Below are 24812 nucleotides of genomic sequence, written 5' to 3'. Positions count from 1 at the left end.
AGCCTGTCAGCGGATGAAATGGATCTTGCCGCTGTCGTCGTTGCCGATGTAGATGCCATAGACCCCGGCCTGGCGTTCCTCGATATAACGTTCGAGGATCTGGCGGATGGCCGGGTAATAGATGCTGTCCCAGGGAATGTCCTGGGGGGCGAAGAATTTGTAGTCGAGGGTTTCCGGCCCGTACTGGCCAGTGATCTCCAGGGCTGTGGCGCGGAAGATGATGTACACCTCGCTGATCTTCGGCACGCTGAAGATCGAGTAGGGCGAGACAATTTCCGCGCGCACGCCGGTCTCTTCCCAGACCTCCCGCAGCGCCGCGTCCTCGGTGGTTTCGCCGCCTTCCATGAAGCCGGCCGGCAATGTCCAGGTACCGGGGCGCGGTGGGATGGCGCGCTGGCACAACAGGTACTTGCCGTCCTGCTCGATGATGCAGCCGGCAATGATCTTCGGGTTGACGTAATGGATGTAGCCGCAGCCGCCGCACATCAGTCGCTGGTGGGTATCGCCCGCTGGCAGGCGGTGACTCAGGTCACTGCCGCCACACTTTGGACAAAAGCTCGGGCTGAACATCTCAGCGACCTATACGGGGTTCTTTCAGGGCGATGGGCGCCGTGATTTCAGGGATATCACCGGTTTCTTCCTGCTGGCGCTTGAGGTACTCCAGGGCAACCTTGGCAGCGGCGCGTACATGGTCGACGCACGCCTGGTGGGCAGCCAGGGGATCGCCGCTCTTGATGGCCTCGACCATGCGTTCCATTTCCTGGTTGCTGCTGCCGCGACGGTTTTCCTGGGACACCGATGTGGCCCGCAAGTAACTGATGCGGGCCTGCAACTGACGCAATTGGGTGGCGGCGACATGGTTGCCGGAGCCTTCGAGCAAGACGTCGTAGAAGCCTTGCACCGAATCGATGACTTGTTGCAGCTCGCCATCCTTGAGGGCCTTGCGGTTTTCCTCGAGGGCTTTTTCCAGGGCCTTGATGTCCTTGGCCTTGGCCCGCAGGGTGAAGAGCTGGACGATCAAGCCTTCGAGCACGCAACGCAATTCATAGATGTCGCCGGCATCGGCCAGGGTGATGATCGCCACCCGTGGGCCCTTGGCATCGGCGAATTCCACCAGGCCTTCGGATTCGAGGTGGCGCAACGCTTCGCGCACCGACGTGCGGCTCACGCCCAGGCGATCGCACAGGTCGCGCTCGACCAGGCGATCGCCCGGCAGAAGCTGGAAGTTCATGATGGCGCTTCGCAGCTTATCCAGCACGATCTCGCGCAGGGTAACGGGGTTGCGATTGACCTTGAAGCTGTCGTCGAGTGGCAGGCGTTTCATGGGGTCCGCTCTGTAATATGGCTGTCCATGCCAAACGGGCAACATCCGTGCACGTTCAGATCAAACAGCCGAGGGTTGACTGGAGGCCTCGGCGTCGGCTTCGGCGAAGGCTTCACGGGCAAGCCGGAAACTGTCCACGGCAGCCGGGACGCCGCAATAGATACCGACCTGAAGCAGAATTTCGCGTATTTGCTCACGACTCAAGCCGTTACGCAAGGCGCCACGCACATGCAGCTTGAGTTCATGGGGGCGATTGAGCGCCGAGATCATCGCCAGGTTAATCATGCTGCGTTCCTTGAGGGACAAACCCTCTCGACCCCAGACATGGCCCCAGCAGTATTCGGTGACCATTTCCTGCAAGGGGCGGGTGAAGTCGTCGGCGTTCTCGATGGAGCGTTGCACATAAGCCTCGCCCAGCACCTGAGTGCGGATCTTGAGGCCTTGTTCGTATTTGTCGTTGCTCATGGGGCTGCCTGAAAAAGTGGATGAACCTGTGGGATGTGTATAGCCATCAGGCCAGTGCCGGCAGCGGGCCCAGCTTGCCCTTGTGGTAGATCATCGGTGTGACCGGTTGCTCGGGCAGGATCAGGTGCTTCACCGCGCCAACGATGATCGCGTGGTCGCCGCCATCGTATTCGCGCCACAGTTCGCATTCGATAATCGCCGTGGCCTTGCTAAGCAGCGGGTTGCCCAGTTCGCTGAGGTGCCAGTCGATACCTTTGGCCTTGTCCTTGCCTTTGCCTGCAAATGCGTAGGCTTCGGCGGTCTGGTCAGCCGAGAGCAAATGAATCGCGAACTGCTTGCTGTCGCGCAGGATCGGGTAGGTGTCGGAAGCGTAGTTGGGGCAGAACAGCACCAGTGCCGGGTCGATCGACAGCGCGCTGAACGCACTGGCGGTGATGCCGACGATATTCCCGTCCGGGTCCAGGGTGGTGACCACCGTGACGCCGGACGGGAAGGAGCTCATGACTTCTTTGTAGATGCCGGGTTCGATCATTTCTCAGGACTCCTAGCGCATCACGAACGGATCAGGCATTGGCGCCTGGGAAAGATTGATCCACACCGTCTTCAGTTCGGTATAAGCCAGCACCGAATCGATGCCGCTTTCGCGTCCATAGCCGCTGTTCTTGAAACCGCCGATAGGCGCCATGGCCGAGACCGCGCGATAGGTGTTGACCCAGATGATCCCGGAGCGCACGTCCCGGGCCAGGCGATGGGCGCGGCCCAGGTCGCGGGTCCAGATACCGGCGGCGAGGCCGAACTGCGAGTCGTTGGCGATTGCCAGGGCTTCGGCTTCGTCCTTGAAACGGATGACCGAGGCCACCGGGCCGAAGACCTCTTCCTGCATGATCTTCATCGAGTTGCGGTCGCATTCGAACAGGGTCGGTTCATAGAACCAGCCGTCCCCCAGGTTCTTTGGACGCTTGCCGCCCAGGCGCAGGCGGGCGCCTTCGGCGATGGCGTCGTCCACCAGGCTTTCGACCACGGCCAGTTGCTGGGCGGTGGCCATGGGGCCCATTTCGCTGGCGTCTTCCTGCGGGTTGCCAATGCGGATGCGCTGGGCCCGTTCGACCAGGCGCGCAACGAATTCGTCGTAGATTTCCTCCTGCACCAGCAAGCGCGAACCGGACACGCAGCTCTGGCCGGATGCGGCATAAATCCCGGCAATCGCCCCGTTGATGGCGCTGTCGAGATCGGCGTCGGCGAAGATAATGTTCGGTGATTTGCCGCCCAGTTCTAGCGACAGCTTGGCGAAGTTTTCCGCGCTGCTGCGCACCACATGCCGGGCCGTGGCAGCGCCGCCAGTGAAGGCGATCTTGCGCACCAGCGGATGGCGGGTGAGGGCGGCGCCGGTGCTCGGGCCGTAACCGGTGACGACATTGACCACGCCCGGCGGGATCCCCGCTTCCAGGGCCAGGCGCGCCAGCTCCAGAATGGTCGCCGAGGCGTGCTCGGACGGTTTGATCACGATGGTATTGCCCGCCGCCAGCGCCGGGGCGAGCTTGATCGCTGTCAGGTACAGCGGGCTGTTCCAGGGAATGATCGCCGCGACCACACCCATGGCTTCGTGCACGGTGTAGGCAAACAGGTCCGGCTTGTCCAGCGGCAGGGTGCCGCCTTCGAGCTTGTCGGCCAGGCCGGCGGTGTAATGGAAAAACTCCGGCAGATAGCCGACCTGGCCACGGGTTTCGCGGATCAACTTGCCGTTGTCGCGGCTTTCCAGCTGGGCCAGCTGTTCTTTGTTTTCGGCGATCAGATCACCCAGGCGACGCAGCAGTTTGCCGCGAGCGGTGGCGGTCAGGCCGCGCCAGGCGGGGCTATCGAAAGCGGTTTGCGCCGCCTGCACGGCGCGCTCGACATCGGCTTCGTCGGCGTCAGGCAGCTCGGCCCAGGGCTGGGCCAGGGCCGGATTCAGGCTTTCGAAGGTTTTGCCGGACAAGGCATCGACCCATTCACCGCCGATGCACATCGAAAAGCGTGCGAGTGTCATGCAACGATCCCCTTTATTTGGTTTTGTCGGGCGTTTGCTGTGTCGAGAAATTCCAGCAACAGCTGGTTGACCAGGCGCGGCGATTCCACCGGCATCATATGCCTCTGCTCGGCGAGCACGGCAACGGTGGCGCCTGGAATTCGCTCGGCCAACTGCCGGGCCATTTCCGGCGTCGAGCCGGGGTCCAGTTCGCCGGTGGCGATCAGCGTCGGGACCTGGATGTCGCCCAGGTCATCGGCGCGGTACATGTCCTGGGTGGCGAACAGTTCATAGGTGGTCAGGTAGCCCTGGGGATCGTTGCCTGCCAGGGTCTGGCGCAGCGCGGCGATCTGCGCCGGGTTGGCCGCCTGGTATTCACGGCTGAACCAGCGCGACAACGCCGCCTCGGCATTGGCGTCCGGGCCATGTTCGGCGGCTTGGGCGGTACGGGCGATGACCCCGGCGCGCTGTTCGGCGCTGCGGTTGAACACGCTGTTGAGCACCACCAGGCCTTGCAAGCGCTGTGGGTAATGCAAGGCAAACGCCCGGGCCACCAGGCCGCCCATGGAGAAACCGATCACCGTCGCTTGAGGCAGTTGCAAATGATCGAGCAGTTCCAGCAACTGGTCGGCGTAGCCCTGCAGCCCGGTACCGCTTTGCGGACGCGGGCTGGCGCCATGGCCGAGCATGTCGTAGGCAATCACCTGGTATTGCGTGGCCAGGCCAACGACCTGGCCGCCCCACATTTCTTTGTTCAGGCCCACGCCGTGGATCAAGACCACGGGTTGGCCTTGGCCGGTTGCCAGGAAGCTGGTGCCGGCCGGGGTGAGTTCAGCGGTGAGCCGAATCATGGAGCGCTCCTGCATGCCTTTTTTATTGTGGTTGCCCAGGCTGGATCACTGCGCATTCTCGGCGGCCAGTTCTTCCAGGTCGATGTAGCGGTTGCCGATACGCGGGTGCAGGCGGCCGCCATCGGCGCAGCCCAGTACCACGACGATTTCGTCGGCACGCGGGGCGTCTTCAATCTGCATTTCCAGGGTGATGTAGTGCGAGCGCAGGCCTTCGTCGTCCTTGTGCATCATCGGGATCTGGATCGACGTGCCCGGGCCGCCGCGCTTGTTGGTGAAGCTCAGGTAGCTTTTGGCCTTGACCGCTTCACGGTAGTGGTTGCCAAAGCGCAGGGTGTGGATCACGGCGGAGGCGTGCTCGATTTCGCCGTCGGCACCCACCACGGCGGCTTTGCCATAGGCTTCGATCTTCTGCGCACCACCGATGATGCCCACCAGGCGCTCGACCATCAGTGCGCCGAGGTCGGAGCAGTTGGCGCGGATTTCCGGCTTGAGGTCTTCGACGAAGCCGCGACCCAGCCAAGGGTTTTTCATCACCACCGCCAGCCCGACCATGGTCACCGGTTTGTCAGTGGTCTTGCCGCCTTCGATAAAGGTTTCTTCGACATAGCTGACGATCTTGCGGATTTCGAAACTCATGGGCTGCTCCTGGGCGGTGAATAAGTCTATGCGTATGATGGTATACCATAATACTGTCGAAGCAAATGCTGCTAATGAATTTGTGCGAAGGGAGGCGACGGAAGGCTGGAGGTGCTGAGGTTGCTGCGGGATCGACGCGCTCGCTCTTGTGGCGAGGGAATAAATCCCCTCGCCACAGGTGAAATGTGTATCTGCAGCGAATGGGTATAAATTTCCCCATTTCAGGGCATCCGGCGGCGGCTACCCACCTTCTTGCACCGATTCGACCCGTTCCGGGGCATGTAGGGAAAAGCTGAAATAAACGTTTCAGCCTTTAAAGAGGCTTTTGTCGCAGAAATGAAAACAAATTTCGCCATGGCGCACTTTTAAGGCGTTTTTTCCAAGCTGGATCCGATTCGCTGCGCTTAGGCACAGCCTTTGCTACCGCTTCAAGGAAACCCAACCTATAGGAGCCATGCATCACGCGAATTTAACCAGGGGGCGCACGTCATCCAGACGCAAAGGCCAGACCAGAGACCCATGCCTATCGAGGTGCTCAGAGAAACAGGGCTCATTAAAGCAAAGCAAGGCCGGACCATTGGAATGACGAAGTGATAAGAAATGCCGTGTAGAACGCGGCTGGGAGTTGGCTATGCCCCACGCTTTTTTTAATGAAATGTATGACGCGAAGGGTGACTGCCGCCCGCATTACCAAGCCTTCTCACGCTGGTTGGCGGACACGCCGCTTGAACTGCTTGAACAACGCCGCCGCGAAGCCGACCTGCTGTTCCACCGAGCCGGTATCACTTTCACCCTCTACGGAGACGAGCAGGGCACTGAACGGTTGATTCCGTTCGACATCATTCCTCGCAGCATCAAGGCCAGTGAATGGCAGATGGTCGAGCGGGGCTGCATTCAGCGGGTCCAGGCCCTGAACATGTTCCTGGCCGACATCTACCACGGGCAACACATCCTCAAGGAAGGCATCATTCCTCCCGAGCAGGTGCTCGCCAACGAGGGTTATCAGATCGCGATGCAGGGCCTGAACCTGCACCGGGGCATTTATGCCCATATCGCTGGCGTCGACCTGGTTCGCGACGGTGACGGCAGCTACTACGTGCTGGAGGACAACCTGCGCACACCCAGCGGCGTGAGCTACATGCTCGAAGACCGCAAGATGATGATGCGCCTGTTCCCCGAGCTCTTCGCCGCCCAGCGCGTGGCCCCTATCGATCATTACCCGAACCTGTTGCTCGACACCCTCAAGAGCTCAAGCCCCCTCGAAAATCCCACCGCTGTGGTGCTGACCCCGGGGCGCTTCAACAGTGCCTATTTCGAACATGCGTTCCTCGCCCGCGAAATGGGTGTGGAGCTGGTGGAAGGTGCCGATCTGTTCGTGCGTGACGACCACGTCTACATGCGTACCACCGCCGGCCCTCGGCAGGTGGATGTGATTTATCGTCGCCTTGACGATGCCTACCTCGACCCGCTGTCGTTCAACCCCGATTCGATGTTGGGCGTGCCGGGGCTGATCGCCGTGTACCGTGCCGGCAATGTGGTGCTGGCGAACGCGGTCGGCACCGGCGTGGCCGATGACAAGTCGATCTACCCGTACGTCGACGAGATGATCCGCTTCTACCTCACCGAAGAACCGATCCTGAAGAACGTGCCAACCTGGCAGTGCCGCAAGCCCCAGGACCTGTCCCATGTGTTGGCCAACCTGCCTGATCTGGTGGTCAAGGAAACCCAGGGCTCCGGCGGCTACGGCATGCTGGTCGGGCCGGCCGCCAGCGCGGCGGAGATCGAAGATTTCCGCGCACGCCTCAAGGCCCGTCCCGAAGCCTATATCGCCCAGCCGACCTTGAGCCTGTCCACGTGCCCGACCTTTGTCGAGAGCGGCATCGCGCCGCGCCATATCGACCTGCGTCCGTTCGTGCTGTCGGGCAAGGAAACCCGCCTGGTGCCTGGCGGGCTGACCCGCGTGGCGCTGCGCGAGGGCTCGCTGGTGGTGAACTCGTCCCAGGGCGGCGGCACCAAAGACACTTGGGTCGTGGAGGACTAAGACATGCTTTCAAGAACTGCTTCGGACCTCTATTGGATGTCCCGCTACCTGGAGCGCGCCGAGAACCTGGCGCGCATGCTTGAAGTCAGCTATTCGCTGTCGCTGATGCCCCAGGCCGGGCGCAGCGACGGCCATGCCGAGCTGGCGATGTCGCTGCTGGCCGCCGGTACGCTGGACGACTACAACGCCCGTTATGACGCGCTCAACACCGAGCGCATGCTGCATTTCTTCGCACTGGATGAAACCAACCCTGGCAGTATCTACAGCTGCCTGCGGGCGGCGCGGACCAATGCCCACGCGGTGCGCGGACGCATCACCGCCGACATGTGGGAGAACATCAACGCCACCTGGCTGGAAATGCGCAACATCGCCAGCAATGGCCTGGGCCGCTACGGCATCAGCCATTTCTGCGAGTGGGTCAAGGAACGTTCGCACCTGTTCCGTGGCGCGACGTCGGGTACGATCATGCGCAATGACGCTTATTGTTTCATTCGCCTGGGGACTTTTATCGAGCGGGCGGACAACACCCTGCGCCTGCTGGATGCGCGTTATGAGATGTTCGGCGAGGAATCGGAGGAGGTCAGCGACAACTCGGCCCGCGGTTATTACCAGTGGAGTGCCTTATTGCGCGCGCTGTCTTCGTTCGAGGCGTTCAACGAGATCTACCGCAATGCGCCCAACGCCGAGCAGGTCTCGGAGATGTTGCTGTTGCGCGCCGATGTGCCGCGCTCGCTGCATGCCTGTATCGAGGAACTGGACCATATCCTCGCCAGCCTGCCGGGCAACAACGGTCGGCCGGCGCAACGCCTGGCCGCCGAACTGAATGCGCGCCTGCGCTATTCCGGGATCGACGAGATCCTCGCCTCGGGCCTGCATCAATGGTTGACCGACCTCATTGGCCAGATCCGTCACTTGGGCCAGACCGTTCATGAGTCTTATCTGGAGGTCGTATGAAACTGTCCATACGCCACGACACCACCTACAGCTATGCCGATGAAGTCTGCACCAGCATCCAGTTCCTGCGCCTGACCCCCAAGGACAGCCAGCGCCAGCGCATCCTTGAATGGCACTTGGAGCTGCCGCGCCTGGTGCGCAGCCAGATCGACCCTTACGGCAACATCCTGCACGTGATGACCATGGACGAGCCCCATGGGGCTTTGGTATTGACGGCCTATGGCGAGGTGGAAATCCATCAGTCGATAGCGATGGAGCCGGACAACCAGTCGCCACTGCCGTTTTTGCGCACCAGCCGCCTCACCCAGGCAGATGAGACCCTCAGCGCCTTCGCCGTCGAGCAATGCGCAGGCCGGCGCGATCGTTCGGCCTTGACCGATCTGATGAATGGGCTGGCGGCGCGGATGCCTTACAGTCCCGGCACGACAGCGGTCAACAGTACCGCCGCCGAGGCGTTTGCCGGCGGGGCGGGGGTCTGCCAGGACCATACTCATGCGTTCCTGGCCTGCGCCCGCAGCCTGGGCATTCCCGCGCGCTATGTTTCCGGCTATTTGTGCACCGACGATGAAAGCCATCTGGCAAGCCATGCCTGGGCCGAAGCCTGGCTGGATGACGGCTGGTACAGCTTCGACGTGACCAACCGCCTGACTGTTCCCGACCGCCACCTGAAGCTGGCGATCGGCCTGGACTACCTCGACGCCTGCCCGGTACGCGGCATGCGCCGCGGCGGTGGTGCGGAGCAGATGCAGGCGCGGGTGCAGGTGAGCTCGATGGTGCAGGTGCAGCACCAGTAGCCGGGGAAGCCTGAAGGATTGTTCTGTGAATTCGGCCATGAACCTTTCTTTCAGGCAGCTTCGCTTTCATCTTGATCGCCGAAACCTCAACGACGCCAGTACCGGCATTGAGGTCGATGGCGTACCGCATCGTTCCCATGAACACCCAAAAAAACTTGTGGGGGCGAGCCTGCCCGCGATGGCGACGGCTCTGCCACCGCGCTATTGGGTGCCAAACATCGCCGTCCAATAAATCCCTGCATCGCTTTTCGGATCGGTCGCATACCCGGCGCCCAACTCGCGGAACTGCGGGTTCATCAGGTTGGCGCAATGCCCGGGGCTGGCCAGCCAGCCGTCCACCACTTTCAGGGCCGTGTCCTGCCCGGCGGCGATGTTTTCGCCGATCAACTGGCCGAGATAGCCCGCCAGTTCGGCGCGGTCGCCCGGCATGCGGTTGTCACGGTCCTTGTGATCGAAGAAATTGTTGTTGGCCATGGCCCGGGTGTGATTCACGGCGGCCAGGGCCAGGGTGGCGTTCCAGGCCAGCGGTGTGGTGGCGGTGAAGGCTTCGGTGCCGCAACGGCGCGGCTGGGCACGGGCGCTGTTGATCAGTTTCAGCAGTTTCTGGCCCTCGGCTTGCCAGTCGCCCAGGCGCGCCGACAACAGGGGGCGTGCCAGCACAATGCGCCATTCGCGATCCAGGCGGCTGACGCCAATGTCGACGAATTGCGGGTCGAGCACCACCTGGCAGAAGCTTTCCTGGACGGCTTTCATGGCCGATTGCGCGTCGCGCGGCCCGGACAGGCTGATGGCCTGCACGTTGACCATTGGATAGGCCGCCCGCGCCAGCGCCTGCTGCAAGTCGCCGATGCCATTGGCCGACAGGATCAGCCGCGAATCCATCGCCAGCGGTGGCAACTCCAGCGAGGCCTGGCCGGCACAGCTTTGGGACTGGCTGCGGTAAAGGTTGATGGACTCGACCAGCTGTGTCTCTTCGGTGGCTGTGGCACTGGTGGTGAACACCAGGCCCAGCGACAGCACGACAAGACCCATGACGGATGAAATGGCACGCATGTAAATCTCCCTTGAGCGGACGGCGCCTATGATGCGCAATTTTTGCCCCGCTGGGGCAACGGTATTCACGCTCTCTTGAAATCCCTTGGAACGGCACCGTTGGGTAGCGTTCGGGATGATCCTCAAGTAGTGGGATCAATTTTCCGGCGAATAAGTCCATTTCCGTCCTTTCAAGGCCATAAAAACGCGGATTATCAGCTCATCCAGTTACCGCCATCGACGTTGTAGGTCTGCGCCACTACGTATTCGCTCTCCGCCGAGGCCAGGAAAATCGCCATTCCGGTGAGGTCCTGCGCAGTCCCCATCCGGCCATACGGCACTTGCTGCCCGACCTGACGCTTCTTTTCCCCCAGCGGCAGGTTTTCGTGGCGAGCGAACAGCGCATCCACGCCATCCCAATGTTCGCCATCCACCACGCCGGGGGCGATGGCGTTGACGTTGATCCGATGCTTGATCAAGTCCAACCCGGCGGACTGGGTCAGGCTGATCACCGCCGCCTTGGTGGCGCAATAGACCGCCACCAGGGCCTCGCCACGCCGGCCGGCCTGGCTGGCCATGTTGATGATCCGCCCGCCATGGCCCTGGCGGATCATCTGTCGCGCCGCCGCCTGCAGGGTGAACAGCGTGCCGGCGACGTTGATGGAAAACAGCCGCTCGTAGCTCTGGCGCGTGATCTCCACGATGGGCGCCAGGTCGAACAGCGCGGCGTTGTTGATCAGGATATCCAGCTTGCCTGCCCGGGCCACCACCGCCTCGATGGCCTGGTCGATCGAGGCCTGGTCCGTCACGTCCATTTTGACCGCATAGGCGCTGTTGCCCAGCTCGACTGCGGTAGCCTGGGCCCGCTCGAGGTCGATATCGGCAATCGCCACCGTGGCGCCTTCGTTGATATAAGCCTGGGCGAACGTCCTGCCGATGCCACGGGCGGCACCGGTTACCAGGGCACTTTTTCCTTCCAGTCGTTTCATGGGATTGTCCTATTGTTGTGGGGCCGTGGCGTCGGGCGGTGCTGCCTGTCTGCAATGGCAAGCCTATTACACCAACGCCCGTGGAGGCCGACAAACGCAGGGAGGATCACGAGTTGATACTTTTTTAACGCTCGTCAGTGCGCCAGGCGCAGGTTAAAAAAGTATCGGCGGGCGGTCAGGCCAAGACTGGCGAACGGCTGCGCACTCGGCGTAAGGTGCCTGCTATAACGCTAAAAGAGGCGCGACATGCCTGATCACCGAACGCCCCTGTTCGAGCAGCGACCCGCCGAACTGGAAGTCATTCTGCCCGAGCCCGAACACAGTTTTCGCTGGTACGAGCATGACTACCCGTACCCGATGGCGCGCTGGAACCATCACCCTGAATTTGAAATCCACCTGATCCGCCAGGGAAGCGGCAGACTGTTGGCGGGCGACTACATTGGCCCCTTTGGTCCAGGCCATGTAGCGATGATTGGCCCGCATTTGCCCCACGACTGGATGGGGGACCTGGCGCCGGGCGAGCACCTGCCCGGGCGCGACGTGGTGTTGCAGTTCGATGGCGCGACGCTGCTGACCTTGCGCCGAACGCTGCCCGAACTGGGGGATCTGCAGGGGCTGTTCGAGCGCGCCCGCCGAGGCCTGGCCTTTGGCGGCGATACGGCGTTGCAAGCCGCGCACCTGCTGCAAGCCATCGGCCCGGCCCAGGGGCTGGCGCGGTTGACGCTGTTCCTGGAGCTGCTCCACACCCTCAACCAAGCCCCTGTCGACGAAGCCTTGAGCCTGGCGAGCCCTTGCTACGCACCGACGCTGGATGCGCGCAGTTCCGAGCGCATTCACAAAGCCTTCGAATACCTGCAAGCCGAACTCACCGGCGACCTGCGCCTGTCGGTGATCGCCCGTCAACTGGACATGAGCGAACCAGGCTTCTCGCGGTTCTTCAAACGCATCACCGGACACGGCTTCATCGACTTGATGCGCAAGCTGCGGGTCCAGCGCGCCTGCCGCTTGCTGTTGCAGAGTGAAATGCCGGTCACTGATATCTGCTTTGAAGTGGGCTACAACAACCTGTCCAACTTCAACCGACATTTCCGCATCGAGATGAACCAGACGCCGAGTGAGTATCGGCGCGGGGCTTTGTCGTTCAATTGAAACCGTAATGCTCAGCGGGCAGCCTGCGCCTCACCCACCGGCACCGCACGCGCCATCACGCTGATCGCTGCCACAGTCGCAATCAGCAGCCCCGGCGATGTCGCGAGCAGCACCCCAGTCGTCCCCGCTCCGGCGGCCAGAATCTGCCCCGCAGCCAAAGGTCCGGCGACCGACCCCAGGCGCCCGATAGCCACCGCGGCGCCGACTCCCGTCGCACGTACGGCCGTAGGGTAGGCGGGCGGTGCCAAGGCGTAGAGTACCAATTGCGCCGCCATGACGAACAACCCGGCGGCAAAGCCGGCGATCGCCATCGGCACGATACCGACTGACAACCCGACGCCGGCCAATGCGCTCAGTAGCCCGGCATAGACGAACAACACCACCTTGATGCCGTTGCAGCGGTCCAGCAACAGCCCCCCGAGCAATGAGCCAAGGGTTCCGCCGATATTGAACAGCATTTGCACCAGGCCGGCTTGAGGCTTGCTGAACCCTTGTTCGAGCAACAACGATGGTAACCAGTTGAGCAGCATGTACATCACCGTCAGGGTGAAGAAATAACTCAGCCAGAGCGCCAGGGTCGTGTGACCCCGACCTTCACCAAACAGCGCCTGGCCGGTGGAGCCGCGTAGTGGCGCGCTGGCGCCCTGCACCTGGCGAAAGGCGCTGGACTCGGGCAGCCACAGCAACATCAACGGCACCACCAGCAGCGGCGCCAGCCCGCCGATGAAAAAGGTCATTTGCCAGTGTTCGCCAAACAGCATGGCAACCACCGCCGCCAGCGCGCCACCCAACGGCACACCCGCGTACATCACACTGATCGCCGTGCCGCGCCGTTGCTCGCCCACGGCTTCGGCACACAATGCGATGAGGTTGGGCAGGGCGGCGCCCAGGCCCAGGCCGGTCATGAAGCGCACCAGCAGCAGGCTGGAGAACTGTTCGACATACGCGGTGCTGAGGGAAAACACGCCGAACAGCAGGACCGCAGCGATGAGGATCTTCTTGCGGCCGATGCGATCGGCAATCCAGCCACCGAAGAACGCCCCGGGCAGCAGGCCGATGATCCCGGCGCTGAATACCCAGCCCATCATTTTCGGGTCCAGGGCAAACGTCTGTCGCAAACCGGCGGCGGCAGTGCCGGCCGATTGCAGATCGAACCCCTCGATCAACGCAACGATAAAACACAAGGCGATGGTCAGCGTCGCACGACGCGCCGGACTGTTCATGGCAAATCCCTCTTATTGTTTTTGTCTGTGGAGCACCGGTAACGGGGGAAACCGGCAGATGAATTAAGATTAACAAAGCTAACTAAAAAATGAATCGCCGCGAGCTGGCGGTGGATTAAGGTGATATTTCGATAAAATTCAATAGGTTGACGAGTTATTTTGGACGAACTGAAAAATTGGTTAACTATATTAATGTTCGATTATCGGTCAGTCTGGATTGACGAAGCACCCGCGCCATTTCCATTCTTAGTCCGCATAGCCCGCTATTACGAAAGCTCGGGCCGACCAAAACAACAACAATAAGTGGACGTTGAACATGCCTGACTTTGTCCGGGACGCCGTTGCGGCGCCTTCTCTTTCACCTGTCGTCCGTCTGCTGGCCTGCCTCGGGCTGAGCCTCGCTTCCAGCGCAGTGCTCGCCGAGGGATTGATCGACGACAGCCACGGAACCTTGACCCTGCGCAATTACTACCTGGACCGCGACTACAAGGATGACGGCGCCAAGACCGCGGCTCGGGAATGGGCCCAAGGTGTGTTCATGAATATGGAATCGGGGTTTACCCCAGGTCCCGTCGGTTTCGGCCTGGATGCCCGGGGCCTGGTGGGGATCAAGCTGGACTCGTCGCCGGACCGCAGTGGTACGGAGTTGTTGCCGGTCTCCAGCAGTGACAAGCGTGCCGCCGATGAGTATTCGCGTCTGGCGTTGACCGGCAAGCTGCGAATCGGCCAGACCATGGTGAAGACCGGGGACGTATCGATTTTCCTGCCGTTTGCCTTCGCCAGCCCGTCGCGGCTGTTGCCGCAGACCTTTCGCGGCACGACCCTCAGTGCCAAGGGCATTGAAGGGCTAACGTTGAATACTGGTTACATCGACCGCATCAACCGGCGCGACTCCACCGACTACCAGCCGATGAGCATCGCCTCGCCCAACCGTCGCTTCAATGGCGCGGCGACCGCGTCTCATATGGCTTACGTGGGCGGCGATTATCAGGTCAACAAAGACCTCAGCCTGCGGGCCTACCACGCCGAAGTGGCGGACTTGTACCGACAGAATACGCTGGCGCTGCTGCATAACCTGCCGTTGGGCGACGGCGTGTTGACTACCGATCTGCGCAGTTTTTTCAGCGACGAAGACGGCGCGGCCAAGGCCGGCAAGGTGGATAACCGCAATGTTTCGGCGCTGGTGGGTTATCGCTTGGGCGGTCACCGGGTAAGCCTGGGCTACATGCACGCCAGCGGCGATACGGCCACGCCATATGTGTCTGGCACCGAGTTGATGGGCCTGAGTGAAATGACCATGAGCTCGGATTTTCTCAACGCCAAGGAGCGCACCTGGCAGGTGATCCATGATTATGACTTTGCCGCAGTCGGCGTACCGGGCCTGAGGACCCGTTTGCGCTACGTGCGCGGCGACCACATCGAACTGGCGGCGCTCAATGCCGAAGACCGCAAGGAGCGCGAGTTCCAGATGGAACTGGGGTATGTGATCCAGAGCGGCGCATTGAAAAACCTCGGACTGCTTGCGCGTAAATCGATTTACCGCAATGACTTTCCCGGGGCGGCCGCGTTTCGCGATGAGAACCAGACGCGGTTTCTGCTGACCTACAGTGTGCCGATCTGGTGATGGACTGATGCGAGGCTCATGGCGAGGGGATTCATCTGTGGTGAGGAGATAAATCCACTCTCCACAGAACCGCTGCGCTTGAACCAAACGGGGGGAGGTTGCTGCGGTAATTAGTTATTAAAATTAATTAGTTGCCAATTATTTGCTCATTGCTGAACGCCGCTCAAGCGCCCAGCGTTATGGTGCGTTTCATCCGATTTATGTTTGCTATTCTCCAATATCCACCTGTTTCTCTATCTTTCGCGGCCTTGAAAAATTAAGAAACTTAACGGTTTCCTTTGTCATGTTTTTTGGCATACTTCTCTGCAACGAGTCGGCAAAGGCGCCTGCTCGCCGAATATTAGTGCTGAATAATAACAATCCAACCAGCAGGAATTCACGCCATGAGCATCATCGGTCATCATGCTGCGCCGGTCTGCGCCGAACAACTCGCTGCGACGCTGGCGAAAATGAAGCAGGCCCATCTGGACGAAGGGCCGGCGAGCCCGGAATTACGCCGCGACCGCCTCGACCGGGCCATTGCCTTGCTTCTGGATAATCGCGAAGCCATTGTCGCTGCGGTGTCGGCAGACTTCGGCAATCGCAGTCGCGAGCAAACCCTGCTGTCGGATATTGCCGGTTCTGTGGCGAGCCTCAAGCATTGCCGTGAGCACTTGGTCGAGTGGATGCGATCAGAGTCCCATCCGGCACCGTTTCCCGGTTGCCAGGCGCGGGTCGATTACCAGCCGCTGGGCGTGGTCGGTGTGATCAGCCCGTGGAATTTCCCCATCGTGCTGGCCTTCGGGCCGCTGGCAAGCATCCTGGCCGCCGGTAACCGGGCCATGCTCAAACCCTCGGAGCTGACCCCGCGCACCTCGGCGTTGATCGCCGAACTGATCGCCCGCTATTTCGACGAGAACGAACTCACCACGGTGCTCGGTGACGCTGAGGCCGGCGCGCTGTTCAGTGCGCAACCCTTCGACCATCTGATCTTTACCGGGGGCACCGCAGTGGCCCGGCACATCATGCGCGCTGCCTCGGACAACCTGGTGCCGGTGACCCTGGAGCTGGGCGGCAAATCGCCGGTACTGGTTTCCCGTAGCGCCGACCTCGCGACCGTGGTGCAGCGGGTCATGACGGTGAAGACGTTCAACGCCGGGCAGATCTGCCTGGCCCCGGACTATGTGCTGCTGCCGGAAGAGTTACTGGAGGACTTCGTTGCCGAGGCCGTGCGCTTCGTCAGTGCCATGTACCCCACCTTGCGCAGCAACCCTGATTACACCTCGATCATCAACCCGCGTAATTTCGACCGTCTGCAAGGCTATCTCGTCGATGCCAAAACCAGAGGTGCGCGGCTGATCGAGATCAACCCGGCGCAGGAGGATCTGAGCGATCGCGAGATCCGCAAGATTGCCCCAACCCTGGTGCTCGACACCCGTGAGCAGATGCAGGTACTGCGCGAGGAGATTTTCGGGCCGCTGTTACCGATCAAAACCTACCGATATTTCGCCACGGCGATTGATTACGTCAACAACCAGCCGCGACCGTTGGCGGCCTATTACTTTGGCGAGGATGCCGATGAGCGTAGGCAGGTGCTGGAGCGCACGACCTCGGGTGGCGTGGTGATCAATGACGTCTTTAGCCATGTCCTGTTCGAGGCGCTGCCGTTCGGCGGTGTCGGTCATTCCGGCATGGGGGCCTATCATGGCGTCTATGGTTTCCGTACCTTCAGCCATGCCAAGGCGGTCGTGGTGCAGAGCCCGATCGGTGAGTCCAACCTGGCCATGCGCGCGCCCTACGGCGCAATGATCCACGGCCTGCTGGATCAATTGCTGACGGCCCATTGAGTCGCCAAGGAGTCTGACCATGAACGCGATGCAAACCTTCAAGGCCAAACTGCTGCGGGCCTTTGCCAAGCGCATGAAAGCCAAGTTCATCTACGACGCAGCGGCGTATCCGTTACGCGCGGTCGAAGAGAAAATCATCCCGACGGCGTGGGGACCGGCGCGGGCGCTGTTCTATTGGCCCGATACGCCGTCCGTGGAGCCCTTGCCGGTCTATCTGAACCTGCATGGCGGTGGTTTCGTGGCCGGGGTGCCGGAGCATGACGACAGCTATTGCCGGCGGCTTGCACACAATCTCGGTTGCCTGGTGGTCAATCTGGACTATGTCCTGGCCCCAGAGCATCCCTTTCCCGCAGGTGTGCGACAGAGCTTCGAGGTGCTGGAGTGGCTGGCCGGACAGGCCACGGCCTTGGGGATCGACCCACAGTGTATCGCCGTCGGCGGGCACAGCGCCGGTGGCAACCTGGCCACCGGCGTGGCCAATCTGGCGCGGGGACACCAGCGGCTGCGGGTGGTGCATCAGATCATCGATTATGCGGCGCTGGACTTGGCCCTGGATCCCGAACAGAAGCACTCGCCCCTCGACAAACCGCTGCTTGGCACGGGCCTGATGCGCTTCTTCAATAGTTGCTACCTGAGTGATCCGGCCCACGCGCACGACCCTCTGGCCTCGCCCTTGCGGGTGCCGCTCGAGGCGTTGCAGGGCATGCCCGCCACCACGCTGATCACCGCCGAGTACGACATTCTGCGCGTTGAAGGCGAGGCCTACGCAGAGAAACTGCGTCAGGCCGGCGTGGCGGTGCATGAGCGGATGTTCGCCGGCTGCGATCATATGTTCACCCACCTGGGGCCGGATGACTCGGCTCAGGAGGCCTGGCAACTCATCGAGGACTCTTTGCGCGAGGCGTTTTCAGCCCATTGCGCTAGGCTGGGCACCTTGGCCAAACCATCACTGTCAGGACACGTGCACCATGCCAATCAACCGGGCTCGTAATGCCTGAAACCACTGCGCAGCCCGCCAAGCGCGGTCGTCCTCCGTTGCGCAGCCGTGAGGAGCAGATGAGTTTGCTGCTGGACGCGGCGGCGCAGGCGCTTGGCAGCGGCAACTTCGCCAATGTCACCATGGATGCCATCGCCCGCGCCGCCGGCATCTCGAAGAAGACCGTGTATCTACTGGTGGCCAGTAAGGAAGCGTTGCTCTCACAGTTGGTGGCCCGCGACTTATCCACCCTCGAACTGCTTCTGGAAAGCGGTATCGACTGCGCCGAGGATCTGCTCAGCGAGTTGCGCATGTACCTGACCCTATGGGCGCGCCTGACCCTTTCGCCATTGGCCCTGGGTCTCTATCTCATGGCCGCGCAGGGGCGCGAGACTGCGCCGGGCATTGCCCGGATCTGGTATCAGGAAGGTGCCGAACGCTGCCTGGGCCTGTTGCGTGGCTGGCTGGGCAAGGCGGCGGGCAAGGGGGCTGTTGGCAAACGAGGATGTCGAGGAGGCCATCGAACTGATCGACGCGTTGTTGATTTCCCAACCGCTCAAGCTCTTCACCCTTGGGGTGCAACAGAGCTGGTCCGACGAGCAGATCGAACAGCGGGTCGAAGTGGCCCTCGGCATGTTCAGTCGATGTTTTATCCAGCATGCGCCCTGTGGCGAGGGGATTTATCCCCGCCGGGCTGCGCAGCAGCCCTAAAGCAGCGAACTCAATCTCCCTGACTCACCGGGTTGCCTGGTTTGGGGGCTGCTTCGCAGCCCAGCGGGGATAAATCCCCCTCGCCACGATGATTTCATTCCCATAAGTGGCTTGAGCGCTCCCGCACAACCTTTTACTCGCTGATCGGCCGCCGCGACAGGCGATAGGACAACTGCGCGCGAGTCAGGCCGAGACGGCGGGCCGCTTCGGAGACATTGCCTTTCACCTCGCTCAGGCAGTGGTCGATCATCGTGTCCTCGATCTCTTGCAGCGACAGCCGGCTCAGGTCCTTGCCGCCGAACAACGCCTGGATCGCTTCATTGCCTGTATCGGCAGGTGCGACAGTCGTGCGCTGGGAGGGTGCCTGGTCGTTCGGTGCCGCGGCCAGTTGGCCGCGTTTGCCGATGGAGAACATGGGTAAGGCCAGGCGTTCGCCGCTGGTAAACAGGTGCGCCAGGTCGATTGCGCCGCCGTCCGGAGCACTGATCACGCCGCGCTCCACCAGGTTCTGCAACTCGCGAATATTGCCCGGGAAGTCATAGGCCAGCAGGGTGTCGGCCGTGCGCGGGGTGAAGCCGCTGATCTGGCGGCCGTGGCGCTGGGTGAAGCGATGCAGGAAATGCGTCATCAGCAGCGGGATGTCTTCCTTGCGTTCGCGCAACGGCGGCAGGTGGATCGGGAACACGTTCAAGCGAAAGAACAGGTCTTCACGGAACTCGCCCCGCTGCGCCGCAGCGCGCAGGTCGACGTTGGTCGCGGCGACCACCCGCACATCGACCTTCAAGGTGCGACTGCCGCCAACCCGCTCGACCTCGCCTTCCTGAAGTGCGCGCAGCAGCTTGCCCTGGGCCACCAGGCTGAGGGTGGCGATTTCGTCCAGGAACAGCGTGCCGCCATCGGCGCGCTCGAAGCGCCCGGCGCGCGATTGAGTGGCACCGGTGTAGGCGCCGCGCTCGACGCCGAACAGCTCCGACTCCATCAGGTTTTCCGGAATGGCCGCGCAGTTGATGGCGACGAAGGGCTCATCGTGACGCGGGCTGATGCGGTGCAGCATCCTGGCGAACATTTCCTTGCCGACCCCGGACTCACCGGTGAACAGCACCGTGGCCTGGGTTGGCGCGACCCGCCTTAACATGTGGCAAGCGGCGTTGAAGGCTGAAGAAATACCGACCATGTCGGTGTCTTGCGCCGGTGTCGGACCCGCTTGCAGGCCAGTGGGCAGGGCGCCTTTATCGCTGCGGTTGGGTGCCGTGGCGCTGCGTCCACCGGTGCTGACGAAGGGTTCGGCGTTGAGGTCGGCCAGGTCCGCTTCGGCGTCGTCCCATTCCTCGGCGGGTTTTCCGATCAGCCGGCAAATGCTCGAGCCGGTGGAGCGGCATTCGACCTCGCGGTAGACGATCAACCGGCCGACCATCGCCGAGGTGTATCCGGTGGCATAGCCTGTTTGCATCCAGCAGGCCGGCTCGGTGCCGATGCCGTACTGGGCGATGTGCTCATCATCTTCGCTGGAGTGGTGCCAGAGGAACTCTCCGTAATAGGTTCCCAGGTTCATGTCGAATTCGAAGTGCACCGGCTCGACCTTCACCGCCCCTTCAATCGCATGGATGATCGGGCCGGCGGCAAACAGCGCCAGGATATCGGCCTCGGGAAAGCGTTCCTTGATCAACGCGGCGTCCCGGGCACCGCAATGGTAGCCGGTGCGCAGCATGATCCCTCGGGCGCGGGCCAGGCCCATGCTTTCAATCAGCTCCCGGCGCAGTGCGCCGATGCCGCTGTTGTGCATCAGCAGCATGCGCGCGCCGTTCAACCAGATGCGCCCATCGCCCGGGCTGAACAGCAGGCATTCGGTCAGGTCCTGCAGGGTAGGGGCGGCGCCGGGTGGCAATTGCTCGCTGGCGCCACGTCCGGGTTTCTTTTGTGCATCACGAGAGAGTTCGGCCAGGGAAATCAGCTTGTCTGCCATCAGAAACCCTTAATTTGAGTAATCATAATCCGCATAGTGCAGCATGAAATTGCTGAAATCATCACTTTTCTAACGCGCTCCATCTCGCCTTCCTGTCGCTGTTTTTCCCTATTCAGGCTGAATGCCGCGTGCTTGAGCGGTTTCCTCGTCATTGTCCAGAGATGGCATATCGCTTGCTACAACTAGTTACCGACATTAACTAATTCGGCGAATAACAATATGGCTTGGCTGTCGCCCTAACGCGGGCAGCACAAGCACGAATCGGGGAACCCGTATGAAGCTGACCAGTAAAAGGATAGTCGTGACCGGGGTGTCCTCGGGCATTGGCGCCGAAACCGCCCGAATCCTGCGTGCCCACGGCGCCATCGTCATCGGCATGGATCGCAATGAGCCCCACCTGAGCCTGGATCATTTCATCCAGGCTGACCTCAGCCACCCGGATGCCATCGACGCGGCGGTGCGGCAGTTACCGGACACCCTCGACGGCCTGTGCAATATCGCCGGGGTGCCGGGCACCGCCGATCCACAACGGGTTGCCCAGATCAATTATCTGGGGCTGCGCCATCTCTGCGCAGCGCTGCTGCCGCGTATCCGGGCCGGTGGCAGCATCGTCAACGTCGCTTCGATCCTGGGCGCGGAGTGGCCACTGCGGGTGGATTTGCACAAGGCCTTGGCCCGTACCGACAGTTTTGCGGATGGCCAGGCCTGGTTGGCCGAACACCCGGTGCCTCCGGAGAGCTGCTACCAGTACTTCAAAGAAGCCTTGATCGTCTGGAACGCTTTGCAGGCCCAGCCATGGTTCTTGCAGACCTCGGTTCGCATGAACTGCGTGGCTCCGGGCCCGGTGTTCACCCCAATCCTGGGTGATTTCGTCGCCATGCTCGGTAAAGAGCGCATCGACGCTGACGCCCACCGCATGAAACGCCCGGCCTACGCCGATGAGGTGGCGGCCGCCATTGCCTTCCTGTGCGCTGACGAATCTCGCTGGGTCAATGGCATCAACCTGCCCGTCGATGGGGGGCTGGCGTCCACTTACGTCTGAATGAGGAACCTTGGGCCACGCCTTTTCGCGCAATTCATTGTCGGTCGTTTTCGAGCGAATGATCGGCTCATAAAACCTGCTTCCAACAACAAGAATAATGAGGAACAACATGCACAACTCTCGTTGCTATCCAGGCTTCAAGCGTTCCGCCATGGCGCTCTCGGTGTGTCTGGCGAGCTGGGCCGGCCAGTCTCAAGCCGCACAAATAGACTTGGGCGACAGTGAATGGCGTTTGCGTTGGGACAACACCATCAAATACAGCCAGGCCTGGCGACTCAACGGCGCCGACGACAATCTGGTCAACGCGCCGACGGCGGGAGGCTTGTATCCCTCGATACAAAGCCAGGGCGACAAGAACTTCAGCAGCGGCCTGGTCTCCAACCGCCTGGACCTGTTCAGTGAAATGGACCTGAGTCGGGAAAACTATGGCCTGCGGCTCAGCGGGGCGGCCTGGTACGACGATGTCTATAACAAGGACACCGACAGCAGCGACCAGCGCCACTTCCTCGACGATACCCGCGAACTGCACGGGCGTGACGCCGAGTTGCTGGACGCCTTCGTGTTCGTGCGCGGCGATGTCGGTGACGCAAGCCAGGGCACCGTGCGCCTCGGCCGACACAGCCTGATCTATGGCGAAAGCCTGTTCTACGGTGGCAACGGCATCGCCGCCGCCCAAGGGCCTAGCGACATCGTCAAGCTGCTCAGCGTACCAGGTACCCAGTTCAAGGAAATCCTGCGGCCGGTCAATCAAGTGTCCGGGCAGTTGCAGATCAACCCTCAGTTGTCGGTGGGTGCGTACTATCAGTTCGAATGGGAGCGTTCCAACCTGCCGGGTGCGGGCAGCTACCTGAGCGATAACGATGGCATCGGCAAAGGTTCGGGCGACTGGACTGAGGTGTTTGGCAACACCACCGTTCATGCCTCTGACATCGAAGCCAAAAATAGCGGGCAGGGCGGCATGCAACTGCGCTACAAGCCCGAAGGCACGGAGCTTGAGCTGGGCTTCTACGCCGCGAAGTATCACGACAAGGCCCCGAGCGCACTCTATGCCTACCTGGATGGTGCAGCGGCGGCCGCTACCGGGCTGCCGATCCTCGGCTCCTACCGCCAGGTCTACGCCGAAGACATCAAGACCGTCGGCGTCAGCTTCTCCACCGCTCACGGCCCGTTCAACTTCGCCGGCGAAAGCTCGGTGCGTTGGGATGCGCCCCTGGTGAGCAACCTGCAGGTGGTGACACCTGGCATGGCGGCCGACAACAGCGACAACGCGCTCTACGCCAAGGGCAAGACCGCGCACGTCAACCTCTCGACCATTTACCTGCTGTCGCCCAACGCACTATGGGACGGCGGTTCGGTACTCGCCGAACTGGCCTGGAACCGCACCCTCAGCGTTACCGAGAACCGTGCGGCATTGGACTCCAATACCACCCGTGACGCCACCGCACTGCGGGTGCTGGCCGAGCCGGCCTACTTCCAGGTGGCCGACGGCCTCGACCTGACCGTACCGGTGGGCTTTGGAGTGGTACTCGATGGGCGTTCCTCGGCGGTCAGCAAGGCCGGTTTCGGCAACACCCATGCCGGCGACTGGAGCGTCGGACTCAAGGCCACTTATTTGCAGCGCTGGGACTTCGGCGTGAACTACGTGAACTTCTTCGGCAAGAAGGAGGCGGGACTGCGCGAAGACGGCAACTTCAGCTATGGGCAATCGCTGGCCGACCGTGACTTCGTCTCCATGTACGTGAAAACCACATTCTAATAAGAGGTTTCATCCGCTATGCAAAGCAAATTTTCCTTGCGTATTTCGGCCCTGGCCATTGCCTTGTTAAGCGCCGGCCTGGTGCAGGCGGCGGTTTCCCCTGAGCAGGCCGCACGGCTTAATACCGACCTTACACCCATGGGCGCCGAGCGCGCCGGTAACAAAGACGGCAGCATCCCCGAATGGACCGGGGGCTACACCAAAGCGCCGGCAGGCTACAAGAACGGCGACAAGCGTGCCGACCCATTCGCTGCCGACAAGCCGCTGTATTCGGTGAGCGCGTCCAACATGGCCCAGTACGCCGATCAGTTGGCCGAGGGGACCAAGGCCCTGTTGCAGAAATATCCGGGCTACCGCCTGGACGTCTATCCGACCCGGCGCAGTGCCGCTGCCCCGCAGTGGGTGTATGACAACACCCTGAAGAACGCCACCCGTGCAAACCTCGAGGTGGAAACCGAGAAAGTCAGCGGTGCTTATGGCGGGATTCCCTTCCCATTGCCGCAGAACGGTGCCGAGGTGTTGTGGAACTACCGCCTGTCCTGGCAGGGTGGCGACACCTTCTATGCGCCTTTTGATACCTGGCTGATGACCGCTGGCGGCAAGAAGATCCAGGCCACCCGCGCGCGTTTCTGGTACCAGCATCCCTATTACTTCAAAGAGGGCAGCCTGGATACCTTTGATGGCAAGTTTCTGATCGGCAAGCTGGCCACGGAACTCCCGTCGTCCAAGGCGGGCGAGGGGCTGATGACCCATTGGGACATGGATCCGGGCAAGCGTGCCGCCTGGCAGTACCTGGTTGGCCAACGTCGGGTACGGCGTGCGCCGAACATTGCCTATGACACGCCGGACTTCGTCACCTCGGGCGTCGGCTTTTTCGACGAAGCCTTCATGATTTTCGGCCCGACCGACCGCCACGACCTCAAACTGATCGGCAAGAAAGAGCTGCTGGTGCCTTACAACAACAACCGCGCCGCGGCGGCACCCAGTGACGAGCTGGTCAAGCCGGGCTTCCTCAACCCGGATCTGGTGCGCTGGGAGAAACACCGGGTGTGGGTGGTGAGCGCGACGCTCAAGGACGGCAAGCGTCACGTGGTGCCCAAGCGCACCTATTACGTGGACGAGGACTCCTGGCAGGTGCTGCTGCTCGACGGGTATGACGCGCAAGGCAAGTTGGGTCGGCATAACTATTCGCTGACGCTGCTGGCGCCTGAAATGCCCGCGCTGACCGCGCAAATGATGTGGGGCAGCTACAACCTGGAGACCGGCGCCTACTTCCTGAACTCATCGGCCAACGACCTGGGCGTGCAGTACCAGAGCTATCCACGTCCGCCGTCCGCGTTTTTCACCCCGGATGCCATGGCCAGCGACAGCATGCGCTAACGGATTGCCCAGGGCGCCGAACCCCCAGGTTCGGCGCGTTGTGCAATTAGCGTTTGGATAACTCTATGGGT

At 61.7% G+C, this 24812-nt stretch carries 22 protein-coding genes; 11 read left to right on the top strand and 11 right to left on the bottom strand.

Annotation, left to right across the window (positions count from 1 at the left end; genetic code table 11):
* Positions 1-6 precede the first annotated feature (6 nt).
* From GN234_RS04395 to GN234_RS04365, 7 genes are read right to left on the bottom strand one after another with little or no spacing between them, the layout of a single operon-like run.
* A complete protein-coding gene (locus GN234_RS04395) occupies positions 7-570 on the bottom strand; it encodes an NUDIX hydrolase (protein WP_109755319.1) in 564 nt (187 codons plus the stop codon).
* A gap of 1 nt (position 571) precedes the next feature.
* Entirely contained in the window at positions 572-1324 is a 753-nt protein-coding gene (locus GN234_RS04390) for a GntR family transcriptional regulator (protein WP_109755320.1), read from the bottom strand.
* 60 nt (positions 1325-1384) lie between these two features.
* Complete coding sequence (locus GN234_RS04385; RefSeq protein ID WP_109755321.1) at positions 1385-1789, bottom strand: carboxymuconolactone decarboxylase family protein; 405 nt, start codon at positions 1787-1789, stop codon at positions 1385-1387.
* Between the two features lie 46 nt (positions 1790-1835).
* A complete protein-coding gene (locus GN234_RS04380; RefSeq protein ID WP_109755322.1) occupies positions 1836-2321 on the bottom strand; it encodes a flavin reductase family protein in 486 nt (161 codons plus the stop codon).
* 12 nt (positions 2322-2333) lie between these two features.
* On the bottom strand, positions 2334-3815 hold the full coding sequence (locus GN234_RS04375) for an aldehyde dehydrogenase (RefSeq protein WP_176687941.1): 1482 nt from the start codon (positions 3813-3815) through the stop codon (positions 2334-2336).
* Positions 3812-4645, bottom strand: coding sequence for an alpha/beta fold hydrolase (locus GN234_RS04370; protein ID WP_116832331.1), 834 nt, complete (start codon positions 4643-4645; stop codon positions 3812-3814). The genes GN234_RS04375 and GN234_RS04370 overlap by 4 nt, the downstream gene beginning before the upstream one ends.
* Positions 4646-4690: 45 nt before the next feature.
* The gene (locus tag GN234_RS04365) at positions 4691-5281 is read right to left on the bottom strand and encodes an amino acid synthesis family protein (RefSeq protein ID WP_116832332.1); all 591 of its coding nucleotides are present in this window, start codon (positions 5279-5281) and stop codon (positions 4691-4693) included.
* A gap of 631 nt (positions 5282-5912) precedes the next feature.
* Here GN234_RS04365 and GN234_RS04360 point away from each other — a divergent pair.
* From GN234_RS04360 to GN234_RS04350, 3 genes are read left to right on the top strand one after another with little or no spacing between them, the layout of a single operon-like run.
* On the top strand, positions 5913-7322 hold the full coding sequence (locus tag GN234_RS04360; protein WP_003201697.1) for a circularly permuted type 2 ATP-grasp protein: 1410 nt from the start codon (positions 5913-5915) through the stop codon (positions 7320-7322).
* 3 nt (positions 7323-7325) lie between these two features.
* Positions 7326-8276, top strand: a complete 951-nt coding sequence (locus GN234_RS04355) for an alpha-E domain-containing protein (protein WP_003201699.1) — start codon at positions 7326-7328, stop codon at positions 8274-8276.
* Positions 8273-9070, top strand: a complete 798-nt coding sequence (locus GN234_RS04350) for a transglutaminase family protein (protein WP_109755325.1) — start codon at positions 8273-8275, stop codon at positions 9068-9070. The genes GN234_RS04355 and GN234_RS04350 overlap by 4 nt, the downstream gene beginning before the upstream one ends.
* A gap of 201 nt (positions 9071-9271) precedes the next feature.
* On the opposite strand, the gene GN234_RS04345 is transcribed toward GN234_RS04350, so the two are convergent.
* Positions 9272-10123: a CAP domain-containing protein gene (locus tag GN234_RS04345; protein ID WP_176687940.1), complete on the bottom strand. Its 852-nt coding sequence runs from the start codon at positions 10121-10123 to the stop codon at positions 9272-9274.
* A gap of 194 nt (positions 10124-10317) precedes the next feature.
* Complete coding sequence (locus GN234_RS04340) at positions 10318-11091, bottom strand: L-iditol 2-dehydrogenase (protein ID WP_109755327.1); 774 nt, start codon at positions 11089-11091, stop codon at positions 10318-10320.
* A 246-nt stretch (positions 11092-11337) separates the two neighbouring features.
* Between GN234_RS04340 and GN234_RS04335 the strand changes: the two genes are divergently transcribed.
* The gene (locus GN234_RS04335) at positions 11338-12240 is read left to right on the top strand and encodes a helix-turn-helix domain-containing protein (RefSeq protein ID WP_116832333.1); all 903 of its coding nucleotides are present in this window, start codon (positions 11338-11340) and stop codon (positions 12238-12240) included.
* Positions 12241-12251: 11 nt separating this feature from the next.
* Here the strand turns inward: GN234_RS04335 and mhpT are convergent, their stop codons facing one another.
* The gene (gene mhpT, locus GN234_RS04330) at positions 12252-13463 is read right to left on the bottom strand and encodes a 3-(3-hydroxy-phenyl)propionate transporter MhpT (RefSeq protein WP_109755328.1); all 1212 of its coding nucleotides are present in this window, start codon (positions 13461-13463) and stop codon (positions 12252-12254) included.
* Positions 13464-13779: 316 nt separating this feature from the next.
* Here mhpT and GN234_RS04325 point away from each other — a divergent pair, with 316 nt between their 5' ends.
* The 4 genes from GN234_RS04325 (at position 13780) to GN234_RS04310 (ending at position 18623) form a co-directional block, all read left to right on the top strand.
* The gene (locus GN234_RS04325; protein WP_116832335.1) at positions 13780-15087 is read left to right on the top strand and encodes an OprD family porin; all 1308 of its coding nucleotides are present in this window, start codon (positions 13780-13782) and stop codon (positions 15085-15087) included.
* Between the two features lie 383 nt (positions 15088-15470).
* A complete protein-coding gene (locus GN234_RS04320; protein WP_109755330.1) occupies positions 15471-16913 on the top strand; it encodes a coniferyl aldehyde dehydrogenase in 1443 nt (480 codons plus the stop codon).
* A gap of 19 nt (positions 16914-16932) precedes the next feature.
* On the top strand, positions 16933-17904 hold the full coding sequence (locus tag GN234_RS04315) for an alpha/beta hydrolase (RefSeq protein WP_176687939.1): 972 nt from the start codon (positions 16933-16935) through the stop codon (positions 17902-17904).
* 65 nt (positions 17905-17969) lie between these two features.
* Positions 17970-18623, top strand: a complete 654-nt coding sequence (locus tag GN234_RS04310; RefSeq protein ID WP_176687938.1) for a TetR/AcrR family transcriptional regulator — start codon at positions 17970-17972, stop codon at positions 18621-18623.
* A 110-nt stretch (positions 18624-18733) separates the two neighbouring features.
* On the opposite strand, the gene GN234_RS04305 is transcribed toward GN234_RS04310, so the two are convergent.
* Positions 18734-20563 carry a sigma-54-dependent Fis family transcriptional regulator gene (locus tag GN234_RS04305; protein WP_109755333.1) on the bottom strand — a complete coding sequence of 610 codons (1830 nt, stop codon included), beginning with the start codon at positions 20561-20563 and terminating at the stop codon, positions 18734-18736.
* Positions 20564-20837: 274 nt separating this feature from the next.
* Between GN234_RS04305 and GN234_RS04300 the strand changes: the two genes are divergently transcribed.
* From GN234_RS04300 to GN234_RS04290, 3 genes are all read left to right on the top strand, one after another.
* Positions 20838-21605, top strand: a complete 768-nt coding sequence (locus GN234_RS04300) for a coniferyl-alcohol dehydrogenase (protein ID WP_109755334.1) — start codon at positions 20838-20840, stop codon at positions 21603-21605.
* Positions 21606-21714: 109 nt separating this feature from the next.
* Positions 21715-23361 carry a DUF1302 domain-containing protein gene (locus GN234_RS04295; protein ID WP_109755335.1) on the top strand — a complete coding sequence of 549 codons (1647 nt, stop codon included), beginning with the start codon at positions 21715-21717 and terminating at the stop codon, positions 23359-23361.
* An 18-nt stretch (positions 23362-23379) separates the two neighbouring features.
* Positions 23380-24741: a DUF1329 domain-containing protein gene (locus GN234_RS04290; protein ID WP_109755336.1), complete on the top strand. Its 1362-nt coding sequence runs from the start codon at positions 23380-23382 to the stop codon at positions 24739-24741.
* Positions 24742-24812 lie beyond the last annotated feature (71 nt).

Origin of the sequence: Pseudomonas bijieensis, assembly GCF_013347965.1 — a bacterium.
In the GTDB taxonomy this organism is placed as follows: domain Bacteria; phylum Pseudomonadota; class Gammaproteobacteria; order Pseudomonadales; family Pseudomonadaceae; genus Aquipseudomonas; species Aquipseudomonas bijieensis.
The sequence above is the reverse complement of the archived record's forward strand: the minus strand, read 5'-3'. Positions and strand labels throughout refer to the sequence as shown.